Source organism: Phenylobacterium sp. (genome assembly GCF_035944335.1).
Classification (GTDB): Bacteria; Pseudomonadota; Alphaproteobacteria; order Caulobacterales; family Caulobacteraceae; genus Phenylobacterium.
In genome coordinates, this window is record NZ_DASZBG010000080.1 from 19,481 (window position 1) to 35,445 (window position 15,965).

21 protein-coding genes are annotated in these 15,965 nt (G+C 70.3%); 4 read left to right on the plus strand and 17 right to left on the minus strand.

Annotated features, from left to right (window positions below):
- Positions 1 to 31 precede the first annotated feature (31 nt).
- Both VGT80_RS12935 and VGT80_RS12940 read left to right on the plus strand, forming a co-directional pair.
- Positions 32 to 862 carry a PfkB family carbohydrate kinase gene (locus VGT80_RS12935; protein WP_327456428.1) on the plus strand — a complete coding sequence of 277 codons (831 nt, stop codon included), beginning with the start codon at positions 32 to 34 and terminating at the stop codon, positions 860 to 862.
- Positions 862 to 1,986 carry a serine hydrolase domain-containing protein gene (locus VGT80_RS12940; RefSeq protein ID WP_327456430.1) on the plus strand — a complete coding sequence of 375 codons (1,125 nt, stop codon included), beginning with the start codon at positions 862 to 864 and terminating at the stop codon, positions 1,984 to 1,986. The genes VGT80_RS12935 and VGT80_RS12940 overlap by 1 nt, the downstream gene beginning before the upstream one ends.
- Here the strand turns inward: VGT80_RS12940 and VGT80_RS12945 are convergent.
- From VGT80_RS12945 to VGT80_RS12985, 9 genes are all read right to left on the minus strand, one after another.
- Complete coding sequence (locus VGT80_RS12945; RefSeq protein WP_327456432.1) at positions 1,976 to 2,725, minus strand: anti-sigma factor; 750 nt, start codon at positions 2,723 to 2,725, stop codon at positions 1,976 to 1,978. The genes VGT80_RS12940 and VGT80_RS12945 overlap by 11 nt on opposite strands.
- Positions 2,722 to 3,228 (minus strand): sigma-70 family RNA polymerase sigma factor, encoded by a 507-nt coding sequence (locus tag VGT80_RS12950; protein ID WP_327456434.1) that lies wholly within the window; start codon positions 3,226 to 3,228, stop codon positions 2,722 to 2,724. The genes VGT80_RS12945 and VGT80_RS12950 overlap by 4 nt, the downstream gene beginning before the upstream one ends.
- A 137-nt stretch (positions 3,229 to 3,365) precedes the next feature.
- Positions 3,366 to 3,707 carry a cupredoxin family copper-binding protein gene (locus VGT80_RS12955; protein ID WP_327456435.1) on the minus strand — a complete coding sequence of 114 codons (342 nt, stop codon included), beginning with the start codon at positions 3,705 to 3,707 and terminating at the stop codon, positions 3,366 to 3,368.
- Between the two features lie 26 nt (positions 3,708 to 3,733).
- Positions 3,734 to 4,675: a metallophosphoesterase family protein gene (locus VGT80_RS12960; protein ID WP_327456437.1), complete on the minus strand. Its 942-nt coding sequence runs from the start codon at positions 4,673 to 4,675 to the stop codon at positions 3,734 to 3,736.
- 71 nt (positions 4,676 to 4,746) lie between these two features.
- Positions 4,747 to 5,538, minus strand: coding sequence for an ABC transporter permease (locus VGT80_RS12965; protein WP_327456439.1), 792 nt, complete (start codon positions 5,536 to 5,538; stop codon positions 4,747 to 4,749).
- Positions 5,535 to 6,176 (minus strand): ABC transporter ATP-binding protein, encoded by a 642-nt coding sequence (locus VGT80_RS12970; RefSeq protein WP_327456441.1) that lies wholly within the window; start codon positions 6,174 to 6,176, stop codon positions 5,535 to 5,537. Before VGT80_RS12970 ends, VGT80_RS12965 begins: the two co-directional genes overlap by 4 nt.
- A complete protein-coding gene (locus VGT80_RS12975) occupies positions 6,110 to 6,430 on the minus strand; it encodes a hypothetical protein (protein ID WP_327456443.1) in 321 nt (106 codons plus the stop codon). Before VGT80_RS12975 ends, VGT80_RS12970 begins: the two co-directional genes overlap by 67 nt.
- 66 nt (positions 6,431 to 6,496) lie before the next feature.
- Complete coding sequence (gene rarD, locus VGT80_RS12980) at positions 6,497 to 7,426, minus strand: EamA family transporter RarD (RefSeq protein WP_327456445.1); 930 nt, start codon at positions 7,424 to 7,426, stop codon at positions 6,497 to 6,499.
- A 4-nt stretch (positions 7,427 to 7,430) separates the two neighbouring features.
- Positions 7,431 to 8,462, minus strand: a complete 1,032-nt coding sequence (locus tag VGT80_RS12985) for an aspartate-semialdehyde dehydrogenase (RefSeq protein WP_327456447.1) — start codon at positions 8,460 to 8,462, stop codon at positions 7,431 to 7,433.
- A 201-nt stretch (positions 8,463 to 8,663) separates the two neighbouring features.
- Here VGT80_RS12985 and VGT80_RS12990 point away from each other — a divergent pair, with 201 nt between their 5' ends.
- Entirely contained in the window at positions 8,664 to 9,062 is a 399-nt protein-coding gene (locus tag VGT80_RS12990) for a PaaI family thioesterase (RefSeq protein ID WP_327456449.1), read from the plus strand.
- Positions 9,063 to 9,071: 9 nt separating this feature from the next.
- Here the strand turns inward: VGT80_RS12990 and VGT80_RS12995 are convergent, their stop codons facing one another.
- The 3 genes from VGT80_RS12995 to leuB all read right to left on the minus strand — a co-directional run bounded on the left by VGT80_RS12995 (position 9,072) and on the right by leuB (position 11,456).
- Positions 9,072 to 9,560 carry a hypothetical protein gene (locus VGT80_RS12995; protein WP_327456451.1) on the minus strand — a complete coding sequence of 163 codons (489 nt, stop codon included), beginning with the start codon at positions 9,558 to 9,560 and terminating at the stop codon, positions 9,072 to 9,074.
- On the minus strand, positions 9,557 to 10,159 hold the full coding sequence (locus tag VGT80_RS13000; RefSeq protein ID WP_327456453.1) for a response regulator: 603 nt from the start codon (positions 10,157 to 10,159) through the stop codon (positions 9,557 to 9,559). The genes VGT80_RS12995 and VGT80_RS13000 overlap by 4 nt, the downstream gene beginning before the upstream one ends.
- 244 nt (positions 10,160 to 10,403) lie before the next feature.
- The gene (gene leuB / locus VGT80_RS13005; RefSeq protein WP_327456455.1) at positions 10,404 to 11,456 is read right to left on the minus strand and encodes a 3-isopropylmalate dehydrogenase; all 1,053 of its coding nucleotides are present in this window, start codon (positions 11,454 to 11,456) and stop codon (positions 10,404 to 10,406) included.
- Between the two features lie 150 nt (positions 11,457 to 11,606).
- Between leuB and VGT80_RS13010 the strand changes: the two genes are divergently transcribed.
- A complete protein-coding gene (locus tag VGT80_RS13010; protein ID WP_327456457.1) occupies positions 11,607 to 11,966 on the plus strand; it encodes a hypothetical protein in 360 nt (119 codons plus the stop codon).
- On the opposite strand, the gene VGT80_RS13015 is transcribed toward VGT80_RS13010, so the two are convergent.
- The 5 genes from VGT80_RS13015 to leuC are packed head-to-tail and all read right to left on the minus strand — an operon-like array spanning position 11,963 to position 15,911.
- Entirely contained in the window at positions 11,963 to 12,265 is a 303-nt protein-coding gene (locus tag VGT80_RS13015) for a putative quinol monooxygenase (RefSeq protein ID WP_327456459.1), read from the minus strand. The two genes, VGT80_RS13010 and VGT80_RS13015, sit on opposite strands and share 4 nt — an antisense overlap.
- Positions 12,262 to 12,873, minus strand: a complete 612-nt coding sequence (gene leuD / locus VGT80_RS13020) for a 3-isopropylmalate dehydratase small subunit (protein ID WP_327456461.1) — start codon at positions 12,871 to 12,873, stop codon at positions 12,262 to 12,264. Before leuD ends, VGT80_RS13015 begins: the two co-directional genes overlap by 4 nt.
- Entirely contained in the window at positions 12,873 to 13,670 is a 798-nt protein-coding gene (locus VGT80_RS13025; protein WP_327456463.1) for a VOC family protein, read from the minus strand. Before VGT80_RS13025 ends, leuD begins: the two co-directional genes overlap by 1 nt.
- Entirely contained in the window at positions 13,667 to 14,506 is an 840-nt protein-coding gene (locus VGT80_RS13030; protein ID WP_327456465.1) for a hypothetical protein, read from the minus strand. Before VGT80_RS13030 ends, VGT80_RS13025 begins: the two co-directional genes overlap by 4 nt.
- Complete coding sequence (gene leuC / locus VGT80_RS13035) at positions 14,487 to 15,911, minus strand: 3-isopropylmalate dehydratase large subunit (RefSeq protein ID WP_327456627.1); 1,425 nt, start codon at positions 15,909 to 15,911, stop codon at positions 14,487 to 14,489. Before leuC ends, VGT80_RS13030 begins: the two co-directional genes overlap by 20 nt.
- Positions 15,912 to 15,965 lie beyond the last annotated feature (54 nt).

The window sequence follows — 15,965 nt, forward strand, 5'->3', positions numbered from 1 at the left end:
CGGCCCGGGGCGGCTGTGCCAGAAGGCGGGCATGGCGCTCGCCCTGATCATGTCGTCCTTCGTCTCCGCCAGCCGGATCGGCGGCGCGGCCCAGCAATATGTGCTGGCCGCCCATCGGATCGACCCGGTGCTGGCGCCCACCGTCATGTTCGGCCGCAGCCCCGCCAAGGGCGCGGAGGGCCAGGTGACCGCCCCGCCGGTGTTCCGCCGCATGCTGGCCGACATCGAGGCCGACGCCGTGTTCGGCTACGTCGACCTGGTGATCACCGGCCACTTCTCGCTGGCCGCCCAGGTGGAGATCGCCGCCGAGGCTCTGGAGCGCATCCGCGCCGCCTCCGAGCGCCGGCCGGTGGTGATCGTCGATCCGATCATGGGCGATGCGCCGGGGGGCCTCTATGTGCCGCCGGAGGTGGCCGTTGCGGTCGCCGACCGCCTGGTTCCACTCGCCGACTGGATCACGCCGAATGCCTGGGAGCTCGGCCACCTTTCCGGCTGCGAGGTGAACGACGCGGCGAGCGCCGTGGCCGCCGCGCGCAAGCTTGGCCGCCCGGCCCTGGTGACCTCGGTCCCCGCCCGCGAGGGCGAGATCGGCCTGTTGTTCTGCGATGCCGACGTGGCCCTGCTGTTCGCCCACCAGAAGCTGCCGCAGGCGCCCAACGGCACCGGCGACCTGGTCGCCGCGAGCTTCGGGGCGGGTTTGGTGGAAGGCCTGGCGCCGCTGGCCGCGGCCGAGCGCGCCGCCCGCGCCGTCGCCGAGGCCGTGCAGGCGGCCAAGGCCTGGCGCACGCTGGACCTGCCGCTGGTGGCGATCGCCGAGCGGCTGGTGCGGCCGACGGCCGAGGTCAGGATGGAACATCTCTGATGGTCGAGATCGCCGGAACCGCGCCGTCGCGCTTCTCTGCGGTGACCGACGCCTTCGCCGCGAACTTCGAGACGGGCCAGGAGCTCGGCGCCCGCTTTACCCTGGTGGAGGCCGGGGAGGTGGTGCTCGACATCTGGGCTGGCCACGCCGACCGGGCGCGGACCAAGCCGTTCGGGCCCAGGACGCTGGCGCCGGTGTTCTCGACCACCAAGGCCATCGCCGCCCTGTTGATCGCCCGCCTGGTCGACCAGGGCAAGCTCGCCTACGACCAGACCGTGGCCGCGGTCTGGCCGGAGTTCGCCCAGGCCGGCAAGGGCCAGATCACCATCGAGCAGCTGCTCTCCCACCAGGGCGGCCTCTCCGGCTTCCCCGACAAGATGGACCCCGCCGAGTGGTTCGACTGGGACGCGATCTGCGCGCGGCTGGCGGCCATGGCGCCGATCTGGCCGCCCGGCACGGCCAGCGGCTACCATCCGGTGACCTTCGGCTATCTGGCCGGCGAGATCTTCCGCCGGGTCGAGGGCCGCACCATGGGCGCTGCGCTGCGCGAGGACCTCAGCGTCCCGTTCGGACTCGACCTGTGGATCGGCCTGCCCGACAGCGAGTTCGACCGGGTCTGCGAGGTCCAGCGGCCGAACGGCCTCCCCGACTTCGGCCATCACAACGAGGCCACCCGCGCCGCCTTCCTGACGCCCTGGTCGCAACCCGGCGGCCGCAGCCAGGCGGAGTGGCGGCGCATGGAGATTCCCTCGGCCAACGGCCATGTCACCGCCGAGGCCCTGGCGCGGCTGATGGGGGCGCTGGCGGGTGACGGCTGGCTGGACGGCGAGGACATCCTGTCGCCGGCGCTGATCGCCGAGGCCTCGCGCGAGCGAATCCGCGGCCAGGATCTGGTGCTGCCCTTCGAAATGAGCTGGGGCGCGGGCTTCATGCGCAACGAGACGGTGCATCCGTGGGGGACCGGCAACCAGACCTTCGGCCACTCCGGCTGGGGCGGCTCCTGCGCCTTCGCCGATCCCGAGCGGAAGCTGGGCGGCGCCTATGTGATGAACAAGCAGTCGACCCAGCTCTTGGGCGACGACCGTCCCCGCCGCCTGATCGAGGCCGCCTACGCTAGCCTCTAGTGGCCGCCACGAAGTCCTGCTTCAGCGTCTGAAGCTCGCGCGGCTCTGCGTCGGAGACGGCCCAGAACTCCAGGCCCCCCTCCGTCCAGCGGACCAGGGAATAGCCATCGTGGGCGCCGGCGGCGGGGAGCCGCAGGCCTTTCGGCTGCGGGCGGACGAAGACGTTGATCACGTGCTTGTTGCGCCGATAGACGAGGGCTGCAACCACGCGGCCATCCAGATAGTCGACCCGGCCGCCGACCAGCGGGAAGCCTTGCGCCGCCAGGTCCACGACCGGTGGCGCGAAGTCGATCCTGCCGTTGAACCACGGCTTCACCGTGTGGCGATCGGAGGTCTCCACGTCCACGAGGTGGCTGGCCAGGGTCGAGCGCACATGGTCGGCGACGAGCTGGTCGGCGAGCCCGGTGGTGGAGGGCAGGCTGGTGACCGCGAGGCTCGCGGCGAAGGCCGCGGCGAACACCCCGGCCAAGGTCCAGGGCAGCGCGGCCGGCGTCCGGCGCTTCGGCCGCTCGGTCTCGGCGGCGATCATCGCTTCGATCCGGCTGTGCAGGGCGGCCGGCGCGGGCGCGCGCAGCTCGGGCGCCGCCATCCGCTCGCGCAGGCCCTGCAGATCACCGAGCGCCGCGGCGCAGGCCGGGCAGGTCTTCAGGTGCGCCTCGAAGGCCTCGGCGTTGACCGCGTCCAGCTCGCCGTCCAGCAGGGCGTGGACCAGGTGGCCCTGGTCGGGACAGCCGCTCATGGCCTCTTCTCCTCGCTGAGCGCGGCCAGCAGCATCTGGCGCGCGCGGGCCAGCCGGGACATCACCGTGCCGATGGGCGCCGAGGTCACCTCGGCGATCTGGCGGTAGCTGAGCTCTTCCAGCTCGCGCAGCACCAGGGTTTCGCGGAACGGTTCGGGCAAGGCCTCGATGGCGGCGCGGACGGTGGCGATCTCACCTTGGCGGACCAGGGCGTCTTCGGGGCTGTCATCCTCCGACGGCACGGCCTCGGCGGCCTGCGGATCGCTCCAGGCCGGACGGCCGCGCGCGGCGTCGAGGAAGGTGGTGCGCACGATGGCGAACAGCCAGGCCCGCGGCTCGCCGCCGCGGAAGCCCGCGAAGCCGCGCAACGCCTTCAGGAAGGCGTCCTGGACGATGTCCTCAGCCCGGCTGGCGTCGCGGGTGAGGTAGCGGGCGAAGCCGTAGGCCGCATCGAGGTGCGGCAGGATCAGCGCCCGGAAGCGCTGGGCTTCGGCGGCGGACAATGGCGGCGGATCGCGATCAGCAACAGCCCGCCGGCCAGGCCCGGGGGGTTGGCCGGCCCGACCAGCGGGCGCGTCGGGGCGCTTGGCCCGGACGGTGCTGAACTGGAGTATCCGCGCCATCGGCTGCCCCGCGCCCATCAGGACGCCTTGACGATGACCTTGCCCGTCATGTGCGGATGGATCGAGCAGAAATAGGGATAGGTCCCGGGCGCGGTGAAGGTGAATGAGAAGGTGTCGCCGGAGTCCAGCACCTTGGAGCGGAAGGTCTTCTTGTCGTCGGCGACCACGGTGTGGGGGATGTCGTCGCCGTTCAGCCAGGTGACCGTCGTGCCGGGCTTCACCGTCAGGGCCGCGGGGCCGAAGGTGAAGTTTCCGATGGTGACCCTGGCCGCCTCGGCCGCCGGGGCGGAAGTGGCGGCGTTCAGGGCAAGGGTGAAGGCGGCGGCGGCGAGGGCCCCGCGCAGGTAGGTGTAAGACACGTGACGGGATTCCTTGGCGGAGGGATTCAGGCGAGGGCGCTGTCGGCGAACGCGAGCGGATGGGCCCCGGGCGCGACGCTGAGCGTGCGGATGCCGAGCACGTCGCGCAGCTGTCCCGCCGGGACCTTCAGCGGCCCGGGCGCGGGACCCTGGCCAGGGCCCGGCTGCGGGAAGGCGGTCGAGCGGGCGGTCTGGAAGGTGATGTTTCCTTCCGTCTTCTGGATGATCTGGTGGATGTGGCCGTTGAGCACGGTCACCGACCCGAACCGCTTCATCAGGCCCAGCGCCTGGCTGCTGTCGTCGGTGCCCCAGCCCCAGTCGGCGTAGATCGTCCACAGCGGGATGTGGGTGTAGACGACGATCGGCGTCGAGGCCGACAGGCCGCTGAGGTCCTTCTTCAGCCAGTCGAGCTGGGCGGCGCCCAGGTGGCCCATGCCGCCGGCCTTGAGGTCCTTGACGTTGACCAGGCCCACGAAGTGGACGCCGTTGTGGTCGAAGCTGCGCCAGCCGTCGCCGAAGGTCCCGCGCCCGTAGCGATCGAGGAAGGCCCGGCCCTGGCCCTCGTCCAGCATGTCGTGCTCGCCGGGCACATGGAACACCTCGACGCCGGCCTCCTTGAGGATCTGGTCGGCGTCGTCGAACTCCTGCGGCTTCGACAGCTGGCTGACGTCGCCGGTATGCAGGATGAAGGCGGGCTTCTGCGGCATGGCCTTGATCCGCGCCACCGCTTCGCGGAAGGTCGCCCGCGCGTCCGGGTTCGGGTCCTTGGCGAAGCCGATGTGGCTGTCGGAGACCTGCACGAAGGTGAAGGGCGTGACGATGGCCTTCGCGGCCTTGCCCTTGGGCGCGGCTTCGGCGGCGCCCAGCAGGGCGGCGTTCGTGATCCCGCCGCTCACTGTCCAGACCAGGCCCGTGCCGGCCCAGCCCATGCATTCCAGGAACCGCCTGCGGCTCGCCTGTTCGCCCATGATCGTCCTCCAGCCCGTGTGGCTTTCGGAAGGAGAGACGACAGGTCCCGCGGGTTTATTCCCCGGCCCGCTCAGCGCAGCCGGTCGAGCCGCAGCCGCTGGCGCTCGTCGGTGAGCCTGCGCAGCGCGCCGAAGGCGATGATGAAGCTGGTCAGCCCGCTGGCGCCGGCCAGCAGGAACATCAGCAAGATCTGATATTTGACCGCTTCGACCGGATCGAGGCCTGCGAGGATCTGGCCAGTCATGATGCCGGGCAGGGTGATGACGCCGGCCGCCGACATCTGGTTGATGATCGGCAGCAGGGATCGGCGGATCGCCTCGCGCAGCAGGGGAAAGGTGGCCTCGTGGAAGCTGGCGCCCAGCGCCAGTTGGGCCTCGATGCCGGGCCGAAGGCGCGCCACGCCGCCCAGCATGGAGTCCAGCGTCAGGCTGCCGGAATTCAGCACCGCGCCCAGAATGATGCCCACCAGGGCCACGGCGTAGCGGGCATCGTACCAGGGATGCGGCCGGATCGCGGTCAGAAGCGCCAGGCCCACGGTCACCACGGTGGCGATGGCCACCCCGCTGGCGCTGAGCGCCAGGCCGGTCATGCCCTTGAACTTCTGCTCCGGCCGCGCGGCGATCTCGCGCGCCGCGATGGCCGACATCACCAGCACGACGACGAGCGTCGCGGCCGGATGGTGCATGGCGAAGACCAGCCGCAGGATGAAGCCCACGGCGACCAGCTGCACGACCATGCGCGCCGCGGCGATCAGCACCTGGCGGTGCAGCTGCAGGCGCAGGACCACCGACAGGATCGCGTCGAACGCCACCAGGGCCGCGGCGATGGAGAGGTCCAGCGGGCTGAGCGAGATGGGGCTCATGCGGGCGACATCTTGCGGTCGCGCATCCGGTAGTGGCGGGCGCCGAGGCGGCGCGCCTGATGCTGGTCGTGGGTCACCACGATGAGGGAAAGCCCGTCCTTCAGGCGACCCTTGAGGATGGCCTCCACCTGCCGGGTCGAGTCCGGATCGAGCGGTGCGGTGGGCTCATCCAGCAGCAGAACGGGCGGGTCGAGCACCAGGGCGCGGATGATCGCCAGACGCTGCTTCTCGCCGGTGGAAAGCCGCAGGACCGGTCCGTCGAACAGCTCGGCCGCAAGCCCGACGCGCGCGCCGAGTTCGCGCGCCGCGGCAAGGCGGTCGGGGGCGAAGTGCTCGGCCACGCGGTCGCGCCACCAGCCGGACTCGGCGGCCACATAGGGCGCGCGGCGGCGCCAGTCGGTGGGGCTTATGTCCTGGCGCGCGGCGCCGTCGAGGGCGACGTCGCCGGTGTTGGGATCGAGGTCGGCGACCATCCGCAGGAACAGGCTCTTGCCCGAGCCGGAGGGCCCGCTGATCGCGGCGGCCTCGCCGGGCGCGAGCTCGAGATCGAAGGGCCCGGCGAGCGGGTTCTTCAGCTCGTGCAGCGCCAGCCTTGGGTGTCGGCCGCCGGGCTCGCGCGCGGGTGTCGGATCAGACATGGCGCCATCAATACGCCGGCTGTGGCCGCATTCCAGTCCGCGGGCCGCGCCTCGATGACGGTCACCTCCGCCTCCAGCGGCGGATCGTCCGGCGTCGGCCTATAGATCAGGTGGGCGCGCGCGGTGACCGCGTGGGCCGGCGGCGGAGGCCGTCTGGGCGTCCAGGTCGAGGCGGCGTCGGCGGCCAGCGCCGCGTCCATGCCTCCCGTGGCGAGCAGCGCGCCCGCCAGGACAACCCCTGCCATCCGCGCCATGGCGTAACCCTCCAGCCCGGCCCGAAAGCTAGGCCCGCCTTGGACGGCCGCCGAGTTAAGCTTTGGTCATTCGGCCGGCGTGGCTTCGGCGATGGCGATGCGCACCGAGCGGGCGCGGGTCCAGGCGCCCCACAGGAACACCGCCGCCCCAGCCCAGATGAACAGGAACGACAGCGCCCGCAGGACGGTGAAGGCCTCGCCCTCGACCAGGCCGATGACGAAACTGATGGTCGGCGACAGGAACTGCAGGAAGCCCATGAACGACAGCGGAATGCGCCGGGCCGCCCAGGCGAACAGCACCAGGGGAATGGCGGTCATCGGGCCGGCCGCGAGCAGCCAGGCGGTGACGCCCGCGCCGGTCCCGAAATGGCCGTGCCCGGTCTTCGCCAGCCAGACGATGTAGGCCAGGGCCGGGATCCCGACCGCGAGGCATTCCACCAGGAAGCCGGTCTGGGCGTCGGCCGCCACCCGCTTGCGGACGATGCCGTAGCCGCCGAAGCTCACCGCCAGCGCGACGGAGATCACCGGCACGGCGCCGATGGCGAGGGCCTGCACCGCGACGCCCACCGCCGCAAGCGCCATGGCCAGATAGCCCAGCCGGTCGATGCGCTCGCGAAACAGCGCCGCGCCGGCCGCCATGTTGATCAGCGGCAGGATGTAGTAGCCGAGGCTGGCCTCCAGCAGGTGGCCGGCGTTCACCGACCAGATGAAGATGATCCAGTTGATGGCGACGAGCAGGGACGACAGCCCCAGCCACGCCAGCACCTTCGGACGGCGCAGCACCACGCGGACCTGGCCGCCCTGGCCGGCCAGCCAGACGAATAGCGCCGCCGGCGGCAGGCTCCAGAGGATGCGGTGGGCGAGGATCTCGAACGGACCCACGCCCAGGCGCCCCATGGCCTGGAACGCCAGCGGCACGAAGCCCCAGATGAGGTAGCAGCCGATCCCCGCCCCCAGCGCCAGGCGGGAATCGCCCGGCTCGGACGAGGTGGTCATGGCGTCAGGCGAGGGCTTTCTGGCGGAGCAGGCCGCGCTCGTGCAGCAGCTCGGCGATCTGCACCGCGTTGAGCGCTGCGCCCTTGCGCAGGTTGTCGGCGACGACCCACAGGTTGAGGCCGTTCTCGATCGTCGGATCGTTGCGGATCCGCGAGACGAAGACCGGGAACTCGCCCTGGGCTTCCTTGGGCGTCATGTAGCCGGTGGGTTCGTGCTTATCGATCACCGAAATGCCCGGCGCCTCGCGCAGGATGTCGCGCGCCTCGTCCTCATCCAGCGGCGCGTGGAACTCGATGTTCACCGCCTCAGAGTGGCCGACCATCACCGGCACCCGAACGCAGGTCACCGTCAGCTTGATGGATGGATCGAGTATCTTGTGGGTCTCGCGCCACATCTTCTGCTCTTCGTCGGTGTAGCCATCGTCCTGGAAGGTCCCGATGAACGGGATCACGTTGAACGCGATCTGCTTGGGGAAGGTCTTGGGCGGGGTGGCGCCCAGCACGAAGACGTTCTTCGTCTGGTCGAACAGTTCGTCCATGCCTTCCTTGCCGGCCCCGGAGACCGACTGGTAGGTGGCCACCACCACCCGCTTGATCCGCGCGCGGTCGTGCAGCGGCTTCAGCGCCACCACCAGCTGGGCGGTGGAGCAGTTGGGGTTGGCGATGATGTTCTTCTTGCGCGCGTAGCTGACGTCGTCCGGATTCACTTCCGGCACGATCAGCGGCACGTCGGGGTCCATCCGCCAGGCCGAGGAATTGTCGATCACGATCGGGCCGGCGGCGCCCATCTTCGGCGCCCATTCCCTGGAGAAGGCGCCCGAGACGCTCATCAGCACCAGATCGACGCTCGAGAAATCGAACTGCTCGATGTCCTGGCACTTGAGGATATGCTCGCCGAAGGCGACATCCACACCGATGGATTTGCGCGAGGCGATCGCGTGAATCTTGTCCACGGGGAATTTCACTTCCTCGAGGATGCTGAAGATCTCGCGGCCCACATTGCCCGTGGCGCCGACAACGGCCACCCGGTAACCCATCGCAGTTCTCCTATAGGCGGGGAGCGTCCCGTACCCCCGGCGCGGCCCCGAGGCAAGGCGAGCTATATTCGCAAGCCTTTCAAGTTTGCTTCAGATGGCGGGCCGCCGGTGGTTTCGCAAGCGGGCATGACGCGGCCGGTGATTGACGGCGGGCCCGAGGCGGGCTCGGCTCGCCGCAGCGCTTTCCGGGGAGGCTCAAGGATGTCCGACGTATCGACGCTCGCCGGCGGCATGCCGTTCGCCCGGCTGATGGGCGTGGAGATCACCGCCAGCGAGAAGACCCGCGTGGTCGGGCGGCTCACGGTGCGCGAGGACCTCTGCACGGCCGGCGGCATCCTGCACGGCGGCGCCTATATGGCCTTCGCCGATACGCTGGGGGCGATCGGCGGCTTTCTGAACCTGGCGGTCGGGGCGCGCACCACGACTCTGGAGAGCAAGACCAACTTCCTGGGCAGCGCCAAGGTCGGCGAGACCGTGGTCGGCGAAGCCACGCCCCTGCACATCGGGCGGCGCTCCAGCGTCTGGCAGACGCGGGTGACCTCGGCCGAGGGGCGGCTGCTCGCGCTGGTCACCCAGACCCAGATGACGATCCTTGATTAGGGGTTCGTCCTAAGCCGCGCTTGCGGCCGCCTTGGCCTCGGCCGAGTAGCGGCGGCTGACCTTCAGAAGGCCATCGAGAATCTGCTCGGCGCCGGCGGCCGGCAGGCCGGGCGTCATCAGGAGCCGCCAGGCGCGGACATGCACGCCGACGGCGTCATGGTCGTAGCGCTTGAGGGTTCGCAGGTGATCCAGGAGATCGCAGAAGCTGGTGAGCGCCATGTCGACGGCCGGCACGCCGCAGACCTCACCGGCGCCGATGCCTTTCACCGCCAGCGAATAGAGCTCGGTCACCGCAGGCTCGTTGTAGTCGTCCTTGAGGTTCCAGTAGCTCGCCTCGCAGAGCTCCAGCAGCGCCGACAGCTCGGCGACGCAGGTGGGTTTGATGGCTTCGAGGTTCTTCTGCGCGCGCTCGAGGGCCTCGGCGACCGGCAGGCCGCCCGGCGTCCGCAGCAGCTCGTTGAGCCGGGGTTTGGGGAAGACGAATCGGACGGCGGTCATGAGGCTGCGCTTCGCTCCGGCGGCTCATCGGCATCGGGTGGCGGGGCTCCGACGGCTTCGGCTTCCGCCGCGGCCGCCGCCTTGACCAGATCCTCCCTGCGCCGACCGACCCCGTCCGGGGGCCCGTCGTCCCGGAACCGCCGGTCGGGCCCGACATAGGTTCCGGTGAACAGGAAGGGACGGCCCGCCTTCGCGACCCAGATGATCCTCTCGAGCATCACAATGGGGGCGATCGGTTTCTTGATTATGAAGTGTCCGCCGCAGTCACGCGCGCGAACGATGTCGCTGGCCGGCGTGTGGGCGGTGGTGATCAGGGTGGGCGTGTAGCAGTTGGGCTCCTGCGCTTCGCGCCGCAGCCATTCGACGAAGTCGTAGCCTTTGCCCTCGGGGGCCATGGCGTCGACGATCGCCAGGTCGATCTCATGCTGGGCGGCCACCTCCTGGGCGGCCTCCACGCTGGTGCAGCGATAGAGCAGCTTGGCGCCCAGGCCGGTGACGATCTGGACGAGAATCGACATGCCGAGCGGCGTGTCGTCCAAAAGCAGCACCGCTGCTTTATCCAGATTGAACCGAGCGCGTGAAGCGACATCGAGCGCCATGGGCGCTTCAGCCTCCCGTACCGGCGCGGTCCGCCCGCCGACCGATGGCCCGACGCCATCGAACGCAGACATTTGCGCGCCACCCTCAAGGAGTTGGGGAACGCAGTTAACATCCCATTGAAACCCCGCAGTTCCCCATTTTGGGGAATGGCCGGGAGGTCGCCGATAACGTGTTGTCGGAAAGACTCTTTTTCGGGGGGCTGGACGTTCGCGACGGCCCTGCGGCAGGTCGCCGCAGGTCAGCTCAAAGTTGTGCGAGCACCGCCTCTCCCATTTCGGTGGTGGTGAGTCGGCCTCCGATATCGGGCGTGCGGGCGCCGGCCTCCAGCGCCGCGACGACGGCCGCGAACAGCCGGTCGGCCAGCTCCGCGCGATCCAGCGACCAGCGCAGCGCCATCTCGAACGACAGGACCGCCGCCAGCGGATTGGCGATCCCCCGGCCGGCGATGTCGGGCGCGGAGCCGTGGATCGGCTCGTAGAGGCCGGGAGTCCCCGCCAGGCCCAGGGCCGCCGAGGGAAGCAGGCCGAGCCCACCGGTCAGCTGGGCGGCCTCGTCGGACAAGATGTCGCCGAACAGGTTGTCGGTGAGGATGACGTCGAACTGACGCGGGGCCTTCACAAGCTGCATGGCGGCGTTGTCGGCCAGCATGTGCTCGAGCGCCACGTCGGGAAAGGCGCGGGCGTGCAGGTCGGTCACCACCTCGCGCCAAAGCAGGCCGGTCTCCATGACGTTGGACTTCTCGCAGCTGGTCACCTTGTTCCGCCGCCCGCGGGCGAGTTCGAAGGCCACGCGGCTGACCCGCTCGATCTCGTCGCTCGTATAGACCTGGGTGTCGACGCCGCGGCGGCCACCCCCGGGCAGGTCCTCGATGAACCGCGGCTGGCCGAAATAGACGCCGCCGGTCAGCTCGCGGACGATCATGATGTCGAGGCCCTCGACCACCTCGCGCTTCAGCGTCGAGGCGTCGGCCAGGGGCTGGAAGCAGATCGCGGGGCGCAGGTTCGCGAACACCCCCATGCCCGCGCGCAGGCCCAGGAGCCCCGCCTCCGGCCGCCGGTCCCGCGGCGCGCCCGACCACTTCGGCCCGCCCACGGCGCCCATCAGCACCGCCTTGGCGGCCCTGGCGGCGGCCAGGGTCTCGTCGGACAGCGGCGTGCCGAGCTGGTCGAAGCTGGCGCCGCCGAACGGCCTCTCGTCCAGAGTCAGGTCCGGCGCGAGCCGGGCCGCGATCCGCTTCACCTGAGCGATGACTTCGGGTCCGATCCCGTCGCCGGGCAGGAGGAGCAGGTCGGTCATGGGGCGTCCTGAAGGCTGTCGGCCGTCGTCCTAGGTGAAGGCGGCCGCGCAGGGAAGCCGCAACCGCGGCCTTGCGCCCACGTTGTCCAGCAATCGTCCGGACCGCCCGCGGACCTCGCGCTGGGCCAGGAGCCGGACGGAGATGAGGAAATGATGACACGCACCCCGATCTTCCTGGCTGCCCTGACCGGCGGATTGGCGCTGGCCGCCGCCACGGCGGCCCAGGCTCCGAGCCCGGCCGCGGCGCCCGTCGCGCCGGCCATGCCGCAAGACGCGACGGCTCCAGGCCACGCCGGCGCACAGGGCTCAGCCGATGTGAGGGCCAAGGCCGACGTCGGCGTCGCCGCGCCGGGCGCCCAGACGACCGCCGCCACCGGCGCGCAGGCCGACGCCTCGGCCAAGGCGGCCGCGACCTCCGACAACGACGCGGCGTCCGATCCGACGCCGAAGAAGAAGCGGCCCGCCGAACCCGGCCGCGGCCGCTCGCCGCTCGATCGGGGCCGCAGCTAGAGCGCGCGCTCGGCGGCCACCTCATAGAGCGATAGCCGCCGGTCGGAGAGCCCAAACCGCGCGCCGGCGGCGCGCCATTCGCCCATGTGAGGCGCCTGGAAATGGGCGTTGATGGCGCCCTGGTCGCGCCAGGCCTCAAACACCCGGATCAGCCCCGGCTCGGCCACGTCCTCGGCGTAGGAATAGGTGAAGCAGCCGTCCTCGGCGCGCGAGGCGGCGAGCATATTTTCCATGTGCGGCTTCAGGCTGGCGAGGTTCTCCGGCGGCACGCGCACCGTGCCGGCGATGATGATGGTCATGCGTCCTCCAGCCAGGGTTGCGCCAAGGCGCGCTTCATCTCGTAGAGGTCGATGTCCTTCGCCGCCTGCAGGGTCTCGCCGATGGAATCCAGGCCCTGCAACATCTTGGCCTTGCGCTGGGGATCGACCTCGAAGTGGAAGGTGCGTCCCGACGGTGAGACGACGGTCTGGGTTTCGAGATCGACGCTGACGACGTGGTTGCCGCCCTTGGCTTCCTCCATCAGCTGCTGAACCTCATCGGCCTTGAGGACCACCGGCAGCAGGCCGTTCTGGAAGCAGTTGTTATAGAAGATGTCGGCGAAGCTGGTGGAGATCACGGCCTTGATGCCGAAATCCATCAGCGCCCAGGGCGCGTGCTCGCGGCTCGAGCCGCAGCCGAAGTTGTCGCCGGCCACCAGCACGCCGGCGCCCCTGTACTCCGGCCGGTTGAGCACGAAGTCGGGCTTCGCCCGGCCCTCGGCGTCGAAGCGCAGGTCGTAGAACAGGCCCTTGGCCAGCCCCGCGCGCTCCACCGTCTTGAGGAACTGCTTGGGGATGATCTGGTCGGTGTCGATGTTGGCCAGCGGCAGCGGCGCGACCTTGGCGTCCAGGCGGGTGAAGGCGTCCATCAGGCGGCCTCGGTCAGGGGTTCGGCGCTGAGCATCAGGGTCGGCACGCCGCCCGGCGCGTTGCGGACGGTGAACACCTTGGTCCCCGGCTTGCGGCCCGTGCGAACCTCGGAGACGTCGAAGCCGGCGGCGGCGAGGCGCACTTGCGTCGCGTCCGGATCGGCGACCCGCCAGGCCAGGCCGCCGAAGCGGTCGGGCCCGTCGGTCACCGGGGCCTTGAGGCTGGCGCCGACCTCGAACACCGCATCGCCGCAGCGGAAGAACAGCTGGCGCGCGCCCCAGCCTTCGTTGGCCCGGTCGAGCCGCAGGTCGAGGCCGAACTTCGCGCCATAGAGGCCGAGCGCCCGGTCGGGATTGGGGGTGTGCACCACAATGTGGTCGAGCCCCGGGATGGCGGTCTCCGCCAGAGCCGGCGACGGCTGGGCGCCGATGCGGCCTGCGGTCAGCACGAAGTCCAGCCCCGCGGCCCTCACCCGGGCGACGTCGCGGAACGGCTCAACGTCCAGGCCGCGGCGCGACAGCAGGCGGGCGTCGGTGGCGATATCGTCGGACTGGAAGGCCGCGATCCAGATTCCCTCGCCCGCCGCGTCCAGGCGCGCGCGCAACCGGTCGCCGGCCGCGCCCACGCCGGACGGGGCGATCACCTCGAGGGCCATGTTCGCGAGATGGAACCAGGCGCGGTTCGCCCCGTCGCGCGGCTCCAGCTCCGGCTCGCGCCCGATGAGGCGCCGATAGCTGTCGACGGCGGTCTCGAAGTCGTCGACCGCGACCGCGATATGGTCGAGGCCGAGGATCATGAGCGCCTTCCGTGCATGGCCTTGAGCACCAGTTCGCGCGCATGGGCTTCGTCGACCGAATTCGGCCCGGCGTATGGCGTCACGCGCGGCAGGCGAATCCAGACGAGGACGAGCCCTAAGGTCAGCAGCACCATGGGCCCGATCCAAATGCGCAGCCACAGTCGGGAGGCCTTGATCTGCCGCTCATGCTCCTGCGCGGGGGTGAAATAGGTGCGACCCGCGACCTTCAGCCCGAGGATCTGGTCGCCCGAGACATCGGCCTCAGCCACCGGCCAGGGGTGATCGAAATAGCCTGCCAGTGGCGCGTAGGCGTCGCAATACCAGTCGCATTCGCGGTGGAACCACCGGGAATCTCCAGCGAACTGGAGATCGATCCGAGGCCCATGACCTCCCCTGCCATAGGTGCGGCTGTAGCCGTGCAGGTGGCCGATTTCACCCGAAAGGTGGACAACTGGAGGCGGCGGTGAGTGTTCAAGCCTGTCGAGCCCGGCTGCCCAGTACAAGACCACAAAGACGAGGCCGGCGACAATCAGCGCCCAACCGGCGAGCGGCCCGAGGCGGGCAAGACCGTGGGGCGCGGCGCGCGGTGGCTTATCGAGCAAGACCGCCGGGGTTTTCGCCAGCCGCCACAGCGACCATGCGAGCGGTCCGCCGAGAACCAGGGCCGCCACGCCCAGGAATATGCAGGCCGTGCTCCAGGCCATGTAACCCTCGAGCGCCATGGCCGACGCCACTGCCACCACGAGGAGGGTCGCGGACCCGAAGACCAGGGCCTGGGCCTGCAGCCGGTCGCGGACCGGCGTATCGGGCGGGAACTTAGAGGAAGCGCCGAACATCGACGATATGTCCCGCGATGGCGGCGGCGGCGGCCATGGCGGGGCTCATCAGGTGGGTGCGGCCGCCGCGGCCCTGGCGGCCCTCGAAGTTGCGGTTGGAGGTGGAGGCGCAGCGCTCGCCGGGCATCAGCTTGTCGGGATTCATGGCCAGGCACATGGAGCACCCGGGCTCGCGCCACTCGAAGCCGGCGGCCTTGAAGATCTCGTCCAGCCCCTCCGCCTCGGCCTGGTCCTTCACCAGGCCCGAGCCCGGCACCACCATGGCGCGGACGCCTGCGGCCACCTGGCGGCCCTCGACGATGGCGGCGGCGTCGCGCAGGTCCTCGATCCGGCTGTTGGTGCAGGAGCCGATGAACACCACGTCGATCTTCGCCTCGGCGATCGGCTGGCCGGCGTGAAGGCCCATGTATTCGAGCGACCGCTGGGCCGAGGCCCGCTTGTCGGGGTTGGCGAAGCTCTCGGGGGCCGGCACGGCGCCGGTGACGGCGACCACGTCTTCGGGGCTGGTGCCCCAGGTGACGAGCGGCGCGATCTTCGCGGCGTCGAGCCGGATTTCGCGGTCGAAGACGGCGTCGTCGTCGGAGAAGAAGCTCTGCCAGTAACCCAGCGCCATCTCCCAGGCGCCGCCCTTGGGCGCGGCGGGCCGGCCGCGGAGGTAGTCGAAGGTGGTCTCATCCGGCGCCACTAGGCCGGCCCGCGCGCCGCCCTCGATGGTCAGGTTGCAGAGCGTCATGCGGCCTTCCATGGACAGCGCGCGCACCGCCTCACCGGCATATTCGATGACGTAGCCGGCGCCGCCGTTGGTTCCGATCTCCGCGATCATGGCCAGGGCGAAATCCTTGGCGCCGACGCCCGGCGCCGGCGTCCCGTCGATGAGCACCCGCAGGTTCTTGGACTTCTTCTGGCGCAGCGTCTGGGTGGCCAGCACATGCTCGACCTCGGATGTGCCGATGCCGTGGGCGAGAGCGCCGAAGGCGCCGTGTGTCGAGGTGTGGCTGTCGCCGCAGACGATGGTCATGCCGGGCTGGGTGCGGCCCTGCTCGGGGCCGACCACGTGGACGATGCCGTTGCGGACATCGCCCATCGGGAAGAACTCGATGCCGTTCTCGGCGACGTTCTTCTCCAGCATCTGCAGCTGCAGGCGGGCCTCCTCATCCTCGACGGCGTCGACGCCCAAGGCTTGCCCGACCGTCGGGATGTTGTGGTCGGCGACGGCGAGCGTGCGGTCGGGGCGGCGGACCGGGCGGTGGTGGGCGCGCAGGCCCGCGAACGCCTGCGGCGAGGTCACCTCGTGGATCAGATGCAGGTCGATGTAGAGGATCGCCTCGCCGTCCTGGCCATCTTGGCTTTCTTGGCCGACGACGTGGGCGTCCCAGATCTTGTCGTAGAGCGTCTTGCCGCGCATGGATGGCATGTAGGTCCGCTGGCCCGCGCACGTCTAGTGCTGCGGCGCGGCAAT

Excerpts from the sequence above, each read along its gene's own strand:
- VGT80_RS12935 (WP_327456428.1), top strand. The coding sequence starts at position 32 with ATGGCGCTCGCCCTGATCATGTCGTCCTTCGTCTCCGCCAGCCGGATC.
- VGT80_RS12940 (WP_327456430.1), top strand. The coding sequence starts at position 862 with ATGGTCGAGATCGCCGGAACCGCGCCGTCGCGCTTCTCTGCGGTGACC.
- VGT80_RS12945 (WP_327456432.1), bottom strand. The coding sequence starts at position 2,725 with ATGAGCGGCTGTCCCGACCAGGGCCACCTGGTCCACGCCCTGCTGGAC.
- VGT80_RS12960 (WP_327456437.1), bottom strand. The coding sequence starts at position 4,675 with ATGGGCGAACAGGCGAGCCGCAGGCGGTTCCTGGAATGCATGGGCTGG.
- VGT80_RS12965 (WP_327456439.1), bottom strand. The coding sequence starts at position 5,538 with ATGAGCCCCATCTCGCTCAGCCCGCTGGACCTCTCCATCGCCGCGGCC.
- VGT80_RS12970 (WP_327456441.1), bottom strand. The coding sequence starts at position 6,176 with ATGTCTGATCCGACACCCGCGCGCGAGCCCGGCGGCCGACACCCAAGG.
- VGT80_RS12975 (WP_327456443.1), bottom strand. The coding sequence starts at position 6,430 with ATGGCGCGGATGGCAGGGGTTGTCCTGGCGGGCGCGCTGCTCGCCACG.
- rarD (WP_327456445.1), bottom strand. The coding sequence starts at position 7,426 with ATGACCACCTCGTCCGAGCCGGGCGATTCCCGCCTGGCGCTGGGGGCG.
- VGT80_RS12985 (WP_327456447.1), bottom strand. The coding sequence starts at position 8,462 with ATGGGTTACCGGGTGGCCGTTGTCGGCGCCACGGGCAATGTGGGCCGC.
- VGT80_RS12990 (WP_327456449.1), top strand. The coding sequence starts at position 8,664 with ATGTCCGACGTATCGACGCTCGCCGGCGGCATGCCGTTCGCCCGGCTG.
- VGT80_RS12995 (WP_327456451.1), bottom strand. The coding sequence starts at position 9,560 with ATGACCGCCGTCCGATTCGTCTTCCCCAAACCCCGGCTCAACGAGCTG.
- VGT80_RS13000 (WP_327456453.1), bottom strand. The coding sequence starts at position 10,159 with ATGGCGCTCGATGTCGCTTCACGCGCTCGGTTCAATCTGGATAAAGCA.
- leuB (WP_327456455.1), bottom strand. The coding sequence starts at position 11,456 with ATGACCGACCTGCTCCTCCTGCCCGGCGACGGGATCGGACCCGAAGTC.
- VGT80_RS13010 (WP_327456457.1), top strand. The coding sequence starts at position 11,607 with ATGATGACACGCACCCCGATCTTCCTGGCTGCCCTGACCGGCGGATTG.
- VGT80_RS13015 (WP_327456459.1), bottom strand. The coding sequence starts at position 12,265 with ATGACCATCATCATCGCCGGCACGGTGCGCGTGCCGCCGGAGAACCTC.
- leuD (WP_327456461.1), bottom strand. The coding sequence starts at position 12,873 with ATGGACGCCTTCACCCGCCTGGACGCCAAGGTCGCGCCGCTGCCGCTG.
- VGT80_RS13025 (WP_327456463.1), bottom strand. The coding sequence starts at position 13,670 with ATGATCCTCGGCCTCGACCATATCGCGGTCGCGGTCGACGACTTCGAG.
- VGT80_RS13030 (WP_327456465.1), bottom strand. The coding sequence starts at position 14,506 with ATGTTCGGCGCTTCCTCTAAGTTCCCGCCCGATACGCCGGTCCGCGAC.
- leuC (WP_327456627.1), bottom strand. The coding sequence starts at position 15,911 with ATGCGCGGCAAGACGCTCTACGACAAGATCTGGGACGCCCACGTCGTC.